General features: G+C 64.7%; 12 protein-coding genes. 6 read left to right on the forward strand and 6 right to left on the reverse strand.

From position 1 onward, the window contains the following. A partial coding sequence (locus VEI45_RS05670; protein ID WP_324850970.1) for an acyl-CoA dehydrogenase family protein occupies positions 1-333 on the reverse strand: 333 nt, incomplete at its 3' end. Positions 334-439: 106 nt separating this feature from the next. Here VEI45_RS05670 and fabG point away from each other — a divergent pair. From fabG to VEI45_RS05695, 5 genes are read left to right on the forward strand one after another with little or no spacing between them, the layout of a single operon-like run. Continuing rightward, positions 440-1,198 carry a 3-oxoacyl-ACP reductase FabG gene (gene fabG, locus VEI45_RS05675; protein WP_324850972.1) on the forward strand — a complete coding sequence of 253 codons (759 nt, stop codon included), beginning with the start codon at positions 440-442 and terminating at the stop codon, positions 1,196-1,198. Beyond that, positions 1,195-2,418, forward strand: a complete 1,224-nt coding sequence (locus VEI45_RS05680) for an acetyl-CoA C-acetyltransferase (protein ID WP_324850974.1) — start codon at positions 1,195-1,197, stop codon at positions 2,416-2,418. Before fabG ends, VEI45_RS05680 begins: the two co-directional genes overlap by 4 nt. A 2-nt stretch (positions 2,419-2,420) precedes the next feature. Beyond that, positions 2,421-3,608, forward strand: coding sequence for a CoA transferase (locus VEI45_RS05685; RefSeq protein WP_324850992.1), 1,188 nt, complete (start codon positions 2,421-2,423; stop codon positions 3,606-3,608). Between the two features lie 19 nt (positions 3,609-3,627). Continuing rightward, entirely contained in the window at positions 3,628-4,821 is a 1,194-nt protein-coding gene (locus VEI45_RS05690; protein WP_324850976.1) for an acyl-CoA dehydrogenase family protein, read from the forward strand. A 2-nt stretch (positions 4,822-4,823) separates the two neighbouring features. After that, positions 4,824-5,525 (forward strand): GntR family transcriptional regulator, encoded by a 702-nt coding sequence (locus tag VEI45_RS05695; protein WP_324850978.1) that lies wholly within the window; start codon positions 4,824-4,826, stop codon positions 5,523-5,525. Between the two features lie 4 nt (positions 5,526-5,529). Here the strand turns inward: VEI45_RS05695 and VEI45_RS05700 are convergent, their stop codons facing one another. Further along, positions 5,530-6,462 carry a zinc-binding alcohol dehydrogenase family protein gene (locus VEI45_RS05700; RefSeq protein ID WP_324850980.1) on the reverse strand — a complete coding sequence of 311 codons (933 nt, stop codon included), beginning with the start codon at positions 6,460-6,462 and terminating at the stop codon, positions 5,530-5,532. Positions 6,463-6,553: 91 nt separating this feature from the next. On the opposite strand from VEI45_RS05700, the gene VEI45_RS05705 reads away from it, so the two are divergent. Beyond that, positions 6,554-6,988, forward strand: coding sequence for a MarR family transcriptional regulator (locus VEI45_RS05705; protein ID WP_324850982.1), 435 nt, complete (start codon positions 6,554-6,556; stop codon positions 6,986-6,988). A gap of 10 nt (positions 6,989-6,998) precedes the next feature. On the opposite strand, the gene VEI45_RS05710 is transcribed toward VEI45_RS05705, so the two are convergent. From VEI45_RS05710 to VEI45_RS05725, 4 genes are all read right to left on the reverse strand, one after another. Continuing rightward, positions 6,999-8,525 (reverse strand): class I adenylate-forming enzyme family protein, encoded by a 1,527-nt coding sequence (locus tag VEI45_RS05710; protein ID WP_324850984.1) that lies wholly within the window; start codon positions 8,523-8,525, stop codon positions 6,999-7,001. Next, on the reverse strand, positions 8,518-10,089 hold the full coding sequence (locus VEI45_RS05715; protein WP_324850986.1) for a class I adenylate-forming enzyme family protein: 1,572 nt from the start codon (positions 10,087-10,089) through the stop codon (positions 8,518-8,520). The genes VEI45_RS05710 and VEI45_RS05715 overlap by 8 nt, the downstream gene beginning before the upstream one ends. Further along, complete coding sequence (locus VEI45_RS05720) at positions 10,079-11,575, reverse strand: class I adenylate-forming enzyme family protein (protein ID WP_324850988.1); 1,497 nt, start codon at positions 11,573-11,575, stop codon at positions 10,079-10,081. Before VEI45_RS05720 ends, VEI45_RS05715 begins: the two co-directional genes overlap by 11 nt. Next, on the reverse strand, positions 11,572-12,067 hold a 496-nt coding region (locus VEI45_RS05725; RefSeq protein ID WP_324850990.1), incomplete at its 5' end, for an enoyl-CoA hydratase/isomerase family protein. The genes VEI45_RS05725 and VEI45_RS05720, both read right to left, overlap by 4 nt.

Genomic DNA, 12,067 nt, shown 5'->3' on the forward strand with positions numbered 1-12,067 from the left:
GGTGGCCTTCTGCTCGTCGGTGCCGAATCCGACCAGGACTTGACCGGCGATGCCGTTGTTGGTGCCGAACATCGAGCGAAGCGCAAGCGAGGTGTAGCCCAGCTCCATCGCCAGCTCGACGTCTTGGGTGATGTCGAGCCCGAGTCCGCCCCATTCCTGGGGGATGGCATACCCGAACAAGCCCATAGCTTTGGCTTGGTTCCGGAGATCATCTGGCACTCGGTCGGTGGCCAGGATCTCCTGTTCCCGCGGGACGACGACGGCGCGGACGAACTGCCGGGTCTGCGCGAGGATCTGCTGAAAACTGTCGGCGTCGACGGCGGCAGCGGTCATCGATCTACCTTCCTTCCGAGCATGCAGCTGGGGGAGCCCTGGGGTCGAGGCCCGCTGATCATATATGAAATATGATGTGCGATGATGTCCCAGGTTCGGGGTGTAGATGGAGGACGGTGATCAGGTGTCGTTGCTGAAGGGTCAAACCGCGGTAGTCACTGGCGGTGCCCAGGGTCTGGGTTTCGCGATCGCGGAGCGGTTCGTTGCCGAAGGGGCACGAGTTGTCCTCGGCGACGTGAATCTGGAGGCAACCGAGTCTGCGGCGGCGCAACTCGGCGGCGATGCCGCCGCTCTCGCGGTGCGCTGCGACGTGACTGCCGCGGCCGACGTCGACGGGCTGGTCGCGGCCGCCGTCGACCGGTTCGGCGCGCTGGACATCATGGTCAACAATGCTGGGATCACCCGCGACGCGACGATGCGCAAGATGACCGAGGAGCAGTTCGATCAGGTCATCGCGGTGCATCTGAAGGGGACCTGGAACGGGCTTCGCAAGGCGGCGGCGATCATGCGGGACAACAAACGCGGCGCGATCGTGAACATGTCGTCGCTGTCCGGAAAGGTCGGCTTGGTCGGCCAGACCAACTACTCGGCGGCCAAGGCCGGGATTGTGGGCATGACCAAGGCCGCCGCCAAGGAACTGGCGCACCTGGGCGTGCGGGTGAACGCGATTGCCCCCGGCCTGATCCGATCGGCGATGACCGAGGCGATGCCGCAACGCATTTGGGATGAAAAAGTCGCCGAGGTGCCGATGGGTCGGGCCGGTGAGCCCAGCGAGGTTGCGAACGTGGCGTTGTTCCTGGCCTCGGATCTGTCGTCGTACATGACCGGGACGGTGCTCGAAGTGACCGGCGGGAGATTCATGTGAGCACGCGCGAAGCTGTTATCTGCGAGCCGGTTCGGACACCGATCGGCCGCTACGGCGGAATGTTTAAGTCGCAGACGGCTGTCGACCTCGGCGTCGCCGCGCTCACTGGGCTGCTCCATCGAACCGGCATTCCGCCCGAATCGGTGCAGGACGTTATCCTCGGGCACTGTTACCCCAGCAGCGAGGCGCCGGCGATCGGGCGCGTCGTCGCACTCGACGCCGGGCTGCCAGTGACGGTGCCCGGCATGCAGGTCGACCGCCGCTGCGGCTCGGGTCTACAGGCTGTCATCCAGGCGTGTCTGCAGGTCAGCGCCGGCGACAATGATGTCGTCGTCGCCGGTGGTGCGGAAAGCATGAGCAACGTCACCTTTTACTCCACCGATATGCGCTGGGGCGGTGCCCGCGGTGGTGTGCAGGTGCACGACGGGCTCGCCCGCGGACGTACCACCGCGGGCGGCCGTCACTACCCGGTGCCCGGCGGGATGTTGGAGACCGCAGAAAATCTGCGGCGGCAGTACAACATCTCCCGGCAAGAGCAGGACGAACTCGCGGTGGCGTCGCACCAGCGGGCGGTGGCCGCGCAGAAGGACGGCATCCTGGCCGAGGAGATCATTCCGGTTGCGGTGCGCAGCCGGAAAGGCGAAGAGCTGATCGACACCGACGAACATCCGCGCTCCGACACCACGGTGGAATCGCTGGGCAAGCTCAAACCTGTTCTGCTGGAGCATGATCCAGAGGCAACCGTAACCGCGGGAAATGCCAGCGGACAAAACGATGCGGCGTCGATGTGTCTGGTGACGACGCCGGAGAAGGCCGACGAATTCGGTCTGACGCCGCTGGTCCGGTTGGTGTCGTGGGGTGTCGCGGCCGTGGCGCCCAACGTGATGGGCATCGGCCCGGTACCCGCCACCGATGTCGCATTGGCCAAGGCGGGCTTGCAGTTGAGCGACATCGACGTCATCGAGCTCAACGAGGCGTTCGCCGCGCAGGCTCTTGCCGTGATGCGGGAGTGGCGTTTTGGCGCCGGCGACCGGGAACGGACGAACGTGCACGGGTCGGGCATATCGCTGGGTCATCCGGTCGGTGCCACCGGCGGCCGGATGCTGGCCACGCTAGCTCGCGAGCTGTATCGGCGGGACGCGCGCTACGGGCTGGAAACCATGTGTATTGGCGGCGGACAAGGCCTTGCCGCGGTCTTCGAACGGGTTGGTTCGCCGTGACCATGCCGCTGGCCGACCTCACCGTCGTCGAAGTGTCCAGCTTCGTCGCGGCACCGTTGTGTGGCATGACGTTGAGCCAACTGGGTGCCGAGGTGATACGCGTCGACCCGATCGGTGGCGCATCGGATGTTCGTCGCTGGCCGCTGGCCGCAGGCGGGACATCGATTTACTGGACCGGCCTCAACAAGGGAAAACGTTCCGCCACTATCGATTTACGTTCACCGGAAGGGCAGGAGCTGGTCCAGCGGCTGATCATCGAGAGTGACGGTGTCGTGGTGACCAACGCTGCGGGCTTGTCTTGGTTGTCGTTCGAACGGCTCGCCGCGATACGCGCCGACGTGATCCACGTCCAGTTGCTCGGCCGGCACGATGGTTCCACCGGAGTGGACTACACGGTCAACGCGGCGACCGGATTTCCATTGGTCACCGGGCCGGCGAACCAGGCCGGCCCGATCAATCATGTCCTGCCGGCCTGGGATGTGTGCTGTGGCCTGTATGCCGCGGTCGCCGTTGTGGCCGCGGTGCGGCGCCGCGACCAGTCCGGCGTCGGCGCCAAAATCAGTATCGCGTTGGAAGACGTCGCGCTGGCCACCGCAGGCAATCTGGGATGGTTGACCGAGCCCCAGGTGAACGGCACCGAACGCCAACGCCTCGGCAACGCGATCTACGGTCAGTATGGTCAGGATTTCACCAGTCGCGACGGCGTCGCGTTCATGGTCGTCACTCTGACGAAACGTCACTTTCACGACCTTGTCGAGGTATCGGGGACTGGTGCCGCCGTCTCGGCCCTTGCCGAGTCGCTCGGCGCCGACTTCAGCGACGAGGGCGAGCGCTATCGCTACCGCGACGTGCTCAGCGGTCTATTCGCGACCTGGTTCGCCGACCACACCGCCGAGCAGATCAGCGAGGCGCTGTCGGCCACCAGCGTCTTGTTCGAGCGTTACCGGACTTTCGCGCAGGTCGCCGAAGACGAACGGGTGACCGCGAATCCGCTGTTTTCCCGGCTGCACCAAGACGGCCTCGGCGACTATCTCGCGCCGGCGATGCCGACCGTCTTCGACGGTGGCTATCTCGCGAGCGAACCGGCGCCAAGACTCGGCGGCGACACCGCCGACGTGCTCACCGCGCGACTGGGATTGAGCGCAGCCGATGTGACGCGACTGACCAGTGCTAAGACGATCGCCTGCTGAGTAAGGAGATGGGCGCCGCATGACCAAACTCGCCGAGACGCTCGGCCTCACCGAATTCCAAACCGAGATCATCGCCACGGTAAGGCAATTCGTCGAGAAGGAAGTCATTCCCAACGCGCCGGAGCTCGAACGCACCGACACGTATCCGCAAGCCATCGTCGATCAGATGCGGGAGATGGGCCTGTTCGGCCTGATGATCCCGCAAGAGTACGGCGGAGTGGGTGAGTCGCTGCTGACCTACGCCTTGTGCGTCGAACAATTGGCCCGCGGCTGGATGAGCATCTCGGGAGTGCTCAATACCCACTTCATCGTCGCCTACATGCTGCGCCAGCACGGCACCGACGAGCAGAAGCAGCGCCTGTTGCCGCGCATGGCAATTGGCGAGGTCCGCGGCGCGTTCTCAATGTCCGAGCCGGAGTTGGGTTCCGACGTGGCCGCCATCCGCACCCGCGCCGCACTCAACACCGACGGCAGCTACACCATCAACGGCCAGAAGATGTGGCTGACCAATGGCGGTAGCTCCACCTTGGTGGCAGCGTTGGTTCGTACCGACGAGGGCGCGGAATCACCGCACCGCAATCTGACCGCATTTCTCATCGAGAAGCCGACCGGATTCGGCGAGGTGGCACCCGGCCTGCTGATACCCGGCAAGATCGACAAGTTGGGCTACAAGGGCATTGACACCACCGAACTCATCTTCGACGGATACGTGGCCAGCGCTGACGACATCCTGGGCGGAACCCCGGGCCAGGGTTTTTACCAGATGATGGACGGCATCGAGGTCGGACGAGTCAACGTGTCGGCCAGGGCGTGCGGAGTGGCCGTTCGCGCTTTCGAGCTCGCCGTGCGCTACGCCCAGCAGCGCCGCACCTTCGGCAAGCCGATCGCCGAACACCAGGCCATCGCTTTCCAAATTGCAGAGATGGCAACAAAAGTCGAAGCTGCGCATCTGATGATGGTCAACGCGGCCCGGCTGAAGGATTCCGGCGAGCGTAACGACGTCGCCGCGGGCATGGCGAAGTACCTCGCCAGCGAATTCTGCTCAGAGGTCACCCAGCAGAGCTTTCGAATCCACGGCGGCTACGGATACTCCAAGGAGTATGAAATCGAACGGCTGATGCGCGATGCCCCGTTTTTGCTCATCGGCGAGGGGACCAGCGAGATACAGAAGTCCATCATCAGCAAGCGGCTGCTCGCCGAGTATCGGATTTGACCGTGAGCGTCCCGGATTTCGCCGCGCGTCCGCAACTCTCGGAAGACGTTGCGCGCTTTGTCCGTAAGCGGATTTTCGATGGCACTTACTCGGCGGGTGAGTACGTCCGCCTGGACCAGTTGGCCGCGGAGTTAGGAATCAGCGTCACGCCGGTGCGTGAGGCGCTGTTCGAACTCCGGGCCGAGGGGCTGCTTGCTCAGCAGCCGCGTCGCGGATTCGTGGTGCTGCCGGTGACCGGACGAGATCTCACTGACGTGGCCAACGTGCAGGCGCACGTCGGCGGCGAACTCGCCGCGCGAGCCGCGACCAACATCGACGACGACCAGCTGCGCGAGCTCAAGGAGATCCAGGCCCAGCTGGAGGAAGCCTATGCCGGTGGTGACGACGAGCGAACAGTTCGTCTCAATCACGAGTTCCACCGGGCCATCAACGTCGCGGCCGAGTCGCCAAAGCTGGCTCAGTTGATGTCGCAGATCACCCGCTACGCACCGGAATCCGTGTTCCCCACCATCGCCGGCTGGCCACACCAGTCGATAAAAGACCATCGCCTGGTGTTGGCGGCGCTGGCCAAACGTGACAGCGAGCTGGCCCGCAAAGCCATGTCGGAGCACTTGGCCGCCGGTGCGGCGCCGCTCATCGAGCATCTTACCGAGCACGGGGTGGTCGAATCGGGTGACAGTTCGTACCGCCCAGTCCGCGGCTAACCGGTCACGGCAGAAAGACGATGCGATTGTCGCTGTCGAGCGGTTGTGTCCATGCGGTGGCGACGTCGCTCAGCTGGATCGTTTGAGTGCGGACGTCGAAGGCTCCCCCGGTGACGGCTTTGGCGATCTGGGGGATTTCTTTGCGGAAGTCGTGGCCGGATACTGAGCCGATGCCGCTGCCGACGAGCTGTGCGCGGCTGGATCGTAGTGCGGCGGAGAGGATTTCGGCGCTCGGTCCGGCCATCGAGCCGATTTGGATCCAGGTCAGGTCTTTGCCGCGGTCGCGTCGGTGCGTGATGAGGTCGACCATGCCTTTGGCGGTGGGTTCGCCCCACACGTAGTCGATGACCACGTCGACATCGCCGGCCTGGTTGAGTTGGTCGAGGGTGAGCACACGGTCGGCGCCGAGCGCCGTGAGTTCCTTGAACCGCCTGGGATTGCGGCCGGCGCCGATGACTTCCTTGGCGCCGAACCGTTTGGCGACCTGTATCGCCATGCGTCCGGCGCTGCCCGTTGCGCCGAGGATCAGCACACTCGACCCGCGCTTGAAGTCGATACGGCGCCGCAGCGCGACCCAGGAGGACATCACGGGGTTGATCGCGGCTGCGACCGTCACCGGGTCGGCATTTTTGGGCAACGCTACGCTGCGGTCCTTTTCAATGATCGTGCGTTGAGCCATGGTGCCCAGCGTGGTGTCGTCCAGAAGGGCGTAGTAAAGCTTGCCTTTCGCGTCGCGAACCACCGCGTCGATGCCCGGTACCAGCGGAAGGTCGCCGGTGCTGGTGTAGTGCGATCCATTCGCCTGGGAACGCACCCGCGGATGCAATGCCGCGGCGACGACGTCGACAACCAGTTGGTCGTCTTGCGCGGCGACCGGGTCGGGGAACTCTTCATAGCGCGGTGGCTCGTCGAACGCCCGCACAACTGCAGCTTTCATCACGATTCTCCTCTCCTTGTCGTCTGGAGATAGATGGTAGTAAGAACTAATATAGTTGGCAATACGAAATATCTGAGATATTGTGTCGGCTATGGCTTCCGACCGCAGACCCGGCCAGGACCAGCTCGACGATCTACGAGATGCGTTGGTGCAGGTATCTTTTGCACTGATGGCGGCGCTCACGGAGGTTGCTGCCGAACACGATCTATCGCTGACGCAGCTCCGGATGCTGGGCATTCTGCGTGATCGTGAGCCGACGATGGCCGACCTGGCGACGTTTACCGGCCTGGAACGCTCCACAGTCAGCGGACTCATCGACCGGGCAGCCCAGCGTGGGCTGGTCGTCAGGACCGCCGACCCTCGCGACGGCCGCTCGGTGCGAGTCAGCCTCACCAAGCAGGCCCGCAGTCTGGTGCCCGAGGTGACGGCAGCGATCGGCGACCGGATCAAACCGTTGACCAGTCAGTTGAGTCCTGGCGAGCAGAAGCGTCTCACCGCGCTGCTCACCAGAGCACTGGGCTCGTGAGGCTTCGAAATCAGCTCGAGCGGTTTACCTCGCCGAGTAACTCGCGCAGCCGACCGGCATCGACCTTGCCGGTCGCACCGCGCGGAATCGTGTCATCGGAGTCGACCAGCACCCACTTCGTCGGCACCTTGAACGAGCTCAGCAGCTTGCGGGCAGATCCACGGAGCCGCTCGACGGTGTTCGCGGCAGGGTCGCACACCACCACCGCGCCCACTTGGTCCCCCTGCGCCCCAGACACATTCGTGACGAAGGCGTTGTCGACGCCGTCGATTTCCCGCAGTGCTTGTTCGACCTCGGTGGGATAGACGGTGGCGCCGCTGACTTTGAACATATCGTCGGATCGCCCGTGGTAGAACAGGAAGCCGTCGTCGTCGAGCCGGCCAAGGTCGCCGGTGGGGTAGAACCCGTCGGCGGTGAACAATTCTTCGCGGCTGCGCCGGCATATCCCGCGTAGGGTGTGCGGTCCCCGAAGTTCGATCATCCCAATGGTTCCCGACTGAATCGGCTCGCCGGTGTCGGGGTCGGTGATCCGCACTTCCACCCCGGGGAAGGGCTTGCCGCAGCTGCCCCGGGCGGACCGCGGCATATCGGTGTCGGCCGGGTAGCCGCAGTACGGGCCGAAAGCTTCGGTCATGCCGAACAGTGTTGCGCGGGCACCGGGCGTCCCGCGTTGCTCGGGCGGTAGCAGCGCTTCCAGACTGCCGGGACGCAGCGCCGACAAATCCACCTTGGCGCGGTACGGATGGCGCGCCAGGGCTTCGGCCTGATCGGGCCAGCCGCGAAACAGCGTCACCCGCTCACGCTCCAGCAGGCGCAGTGTCGTCTCGGGTCGAGGGATGTCTTCGGTGACCAGGGTCGCACCGGCCACCAGCGCGGATAGCACGCCGCTGCCGAAGCCGCCCACCCAGAAGAACGGCATCGGCAGATACAGGCGGGTCTCGGAATCGATGCAACGGCTGACCAAACCGGATGCTACGGCGCCGAGCGCATTGCCGTGTGAGTGCACCACGCCCTTAGGCGTGCCGCTGCTGCCGGACGTGAACATGACGACCATCGGGTCGTTGAGTGTCACCGTCGCGGCCAGCGCGTCGACGATACGGTTGGCCGCATCGCCTGCGACTACTTGCAATAACCGGTCGGTGGTCCAAACTTCCCGCAACGCCGGAAGCTGCGCGCGTTGCAACTCGTTGAGGTATCGGTGGCCGCGGAATTCCTCCACACTGATCAGGAATTGCACCGAGGCGGTCTGCAATTGCGCCGCCAATTCCGGCGCCTGCAACAGCGTGCTCAACGGAACCAGCACCGCGCCGATCCGAGTGACTGCGATCGCAAGCTGCACCCAGCGGACACCGTTAGGCATGATCAGCCCAACCCGGGTGCCTTTTCCGATCCCGGCTTCGATGAACGCTGCCGCCAAATCACGTGTGGTTGATTCGAGTTCGTGGTAGCTGAGCCGACCGGCAGGGTCGATCACCATCGGCTTGGCCCCGTGCTCGGCGGCGCGAAGCCTCGTCAGCTGGTCGATCGTCTCAGGCATCGAAAACCCGCTTCAGTTGCCGCATGTCGACTTTGCCGCTGGCCAATAGTGGAACCTCCGCGGCCGGTATTGCCGCGAACCGTCTCGGGATCTTGTACACCGAGAGTTCCGCCGCGAGCTTGCGCCGAAGCCTGGTTTCGTCGAGGTGGGCGCCGCTTTCCAGCACCACGACGGCTGCGACGATCTGCCCACGCTCGGCATCAGGGATGCCGAGCACATGTGCCACGACGCCGCCGGTGACCTTGGCGATCGCCTGTTCCACCTCGGCGGGCGACACGTTCGCGCCCGCTGTCTTGATCATCGACCCCTGACGGCGGATGTAGTAGAAGAATCCGTCGCGGTCCGTGGCAACCAGGTCACCGGTGTGGAACCAGCCCTCGGCGTCGAAACATTCTTCTCGGCTGCGCTTGTAGTACCGCTGCATCAGGCAGGGTCCGCGGATGCACAGCTCCCCGAGTGCGCCGTCTTCGACCAATGTGCCGGTTTCGGGATCGACGACCTTGGTTTCGAGGCCGGGTGCAGGCTTGCCGAACGATCCGCGTCGACGTTCCGGTTGGTCGCTGTCGTCGCCGCTGATCAGGACCACGCTGCCGGCCTCGGTCAATCCGAGCATGTTGTGCCGCAACTCCGGATCTGCCGGCCGTACCTCGGGCGCCATGATCGGATACAGGTTGCCGCGTCGCATTGACGACAGGTCGCGTCTGTCAAAACTGGGGTGCCGCGCCAGGTGCGCGATGCCCGCAGCGAAACCATTGGTGACGGTTGGTCTTTCGGCCTCGAGCAGATCGAGCGTCTGGCCCGCATCTTCGGCGTTGGAGCACACCAAGGTCGATCCGGCGATCAACGTGGCAAGCAACGCAAACCCGAACCCTCCGATCCAGAAGAACGGCGAGTTGCAGAAAAGCTTGTCGTCGGCGGCCAGGCCTCGGATCGCGCCGAGATTCCTCTGGTGGTTGAGCAGCGCGGCGTGCGTGTGCAGCACCCCCTTGGGCGCGCTGGTGGTGCCTGACGTGTAGATGATCGTCAGCGGATCCGACCCGTCGACATCGTCTTCCATCGCCGTCAAAAGCCGCTCATCGACTGTCTCGGCCAAGCGATGAAGGCGTGCGACATCGAAGATCACGTGGCGCAATTGCGGTGCGGCGGTGTCGAATAGCCGATCGTCTCCGTCGAGATCCGAGCCGGACAGCACGTCGGTCAGCTGCTGCACGTAGTCGTGTGAGCGGTAGGATGCGGCAGCAAGAAGAATTTCGGTGTCGCTGTCGACCAGTTGCTCGCGTAGCTCTCGCGTGGTCGCGAACGTGGAAAACGGGACGACGACGGCGCCGATTCGCGCCGCTGCGAGCATGCCGACGACAAACGCAACGCCGTTGGGGTAGAGCAATCCGAGATGGCTGCCTTTGCCTGCGCCGAGAGCGATGAGCCCACGAGCCAATTGCGCGGAGCGACGGTCGGCTTCGGCGTAGCTGATGCGTTCGGTGTCGCATACCAGCAGCGGATGATCACCTCTGCTGTGCGCCTGCTCTCGCAGGATTTCGCCAACGGTTGGCGACTCACTCGGCATGGTCGCCCTGGGCCGCGGAGACGGCACCGCTGAAGAAGCGCCGGACCGCACTCAGGTCCGGCTTGCCTGACGGCGTTCTCGGGAGTTCGGCGACGACGGCGATGTCGGTGGGAATCTCGTAGCGCGCCAATCGCGTCCGCAGAAAGTCGGCGAGTGCACCGGCATCGACAGCTGCCGGCTCTCGCAGTTCCACCATCGCGACGGGCGTCTCCCCGAGGCGTTCGTCGCGCCGCCCGACCACCGCTGCGCCTGCGACCGCGGGATGGCTCTCCAACGTGGCGCGGACGTCGTCGGGCAGCACTTTGAAGCCGCCGCGGATGATCGCCTGATCGGCTCGGCCGATAATCCATAGGAAGCCGTCGGCATCGATGCGTGCCATGTCGGTGGTGCGCATCCACTTCGCCGCCGGTCCCAGCTGTCCCGGCTTGACCTCGAGCAGCCCGACTTGATCGGGCGCGAGCGGGGTGCCGTCGTCGCGGACCACCCGCAGTTGGGTTCCGGGGTTGGCGCGTCCCACGCTGCCGCGTTTGACTCGCCAATACTTCTGGTGGTCAGGCAACGTCCAACCCGCGACGCCGCCACCGAATTCCGTTGCCGCATAGGAAGTCAGAACAGGGATTCCATATTTCTCGGTGAACGCGTCGGCGTCCTCAGCTGACAGCGGTGCGGTACCGGAAGTGACGGCACGGATGCTCGCCAGATCATCCCGACGCAGGTTGGAATGCAGCACCATCCGCAGCGCGGCCGGTACCAGCGATACCGCGCGCGGCCGATGCGTGCGCACGGCTTCGGCCCAACGGTCGAGCTCGAATCGCTCCAGCAACACGAACGGCCGCGCCTCGGCTACACATTGCAGGATCCGGAACACCCCGCCGATATGCACCAGCGGCGAGTTCACGATCGCGACGCCTCGACGCAGCTCCCTCGGCGCCGACGGCCGGTCACCTTCGGGACCCATCACGCTATGCGCGAGCATGTCGTATGTGAGGTCGACCCGTTTGGGCGGCCCGGTCGTTCCGCTGGTCAACATCCGCACCGCGACGCCGGGCCGCACATCGCGATCGGAGCAGGCCTCCACGGCCGCAACCACTTTCGGCTCGGTGGTGACGTCCGAAATCGACACCACGGTCGTCGCAGACAGCCTTCCCAGCATTGCCACGTCGGCGGGCTCGCCGACGATCAACGGCAGGCCCAGCTGGTTGACGTCTGCTTTGGTGCGCTCGTCGCCGCGGGCCGGATTGATCACAACTACTGTTGCTCCGCTCTGCAGCACGCCGAGCAGCGTGGCCACCTGGGCCGGGCGATTACGCAACAGGATCCCGATCTGCGGGTGTTGGTTGCCATCACCAACAAGCGAGAGGATCCGGTCGGCCATTTCGGCGAGTTCGCCCCACGACAGCCATTGCCCCTCGTACTCCAGAGCAGGCGCGTCGGGCTGTAGACCGAGAACGTCCGCGATGCGCCGGCTGAGCGGGTGCGCCGTCACCGGATCCTCGGATCCGGCGGGGGAGCGTCGCCGCGTGCCGCCAGCTCGGCAGTCCCGATCGGATTTCCTAGCCGGGTGTAGATCAGCCCCTGATCCAGCGCCGCCCGATAGGGCTTGTCCAGTGATTCCCAGATCGCTTTGACGGTGCCTTGGGTCGCCGACGGCGGTTTGGCCGCAATCGTTGCGGCGATCTCGTGCGCCCGGGTCCACAACTGTTCGCCGGCGACAACTTCGGATACCAACCCGATCCGAAGAGCGGCGTCGGCGCTGACCCGTTCGTCGTTGCCCATCAGGGCTATCCGCAACGTTTCACCCAGGCCGATCTTGCGCATCAGCCCGATCGGCTCCAGCGCACAGACCAGCCCCGCCGACACATGGGAATCGAAAAACGTCGCATCCGTCGAGCAGATGACCACATCGGACTCGTTGATGAAGTAGAACGCGCCCGCGGTGCACATACCTTGCACCGCACATACCACCGGTTTCCACATC

Source organism: Mycobacterium sp., assembly GCF_035623875.1.
GTDB lineage: Bacteria > Actinomycetota > Actinomycetes > Mycobacteriales > Mycobacteriaceae > Mycobacterium.

Excerpts from the sequence above, each read along its gene's own strand:
- VEI45_RS05690 (WP_324850976.1), top strand. The coding sequence starts at position 3,628 with ATGACCAAACTCGCCGAGACGCTCGGCCTCACCGAATTCCAAACCGAG.
- VEI45_RS05715 (WP_324850986.1), bottom strand. The coding sequence starts at position 10,089 with ATGCCGAGTGAGTCGCCAACCGTTGGCGAAATCCTGCGAGAGCAGGCG.
- VEI45_RS05705 (WP_324850982.1), top strand. The coding sequence starts at position 6,554 with ATGGCTTCCGACCGCAGACCCGGCCAGGACCAGCTCGACGATCTACGA.
- VEI45_RS05710 (WP_324850984.1), bottom strand. The coding sequence starts at position 8,525 with ATGCCTGAGACGATCGACCAGCTGACGAGGCTTCGCGCCGCCGAGCAC.
- fabG (WP_324850972.1), top strand. The coding sequence starts at position 440 with ATGGAGGACGGTGATCAGGTGTCGTTGCTGAAGGGTCAAACCGCGGTA.
- VEI45_RS05685 (WP_324850992.1), top strand. The coding sequence starts at position 2,421 with ATGCCGCTGGCCGACCTCACCGTCGTCGAAGTGTCCAGCTTCGTCGCG.
- VEI45_RS05700 (WP_324850980.1), bottom strand. The coding sequence starts at position 6,462 with ATGAAAGCTGCAGTTGTGCGGGCGTTCGACGAGCCACCGCGCTATGAA.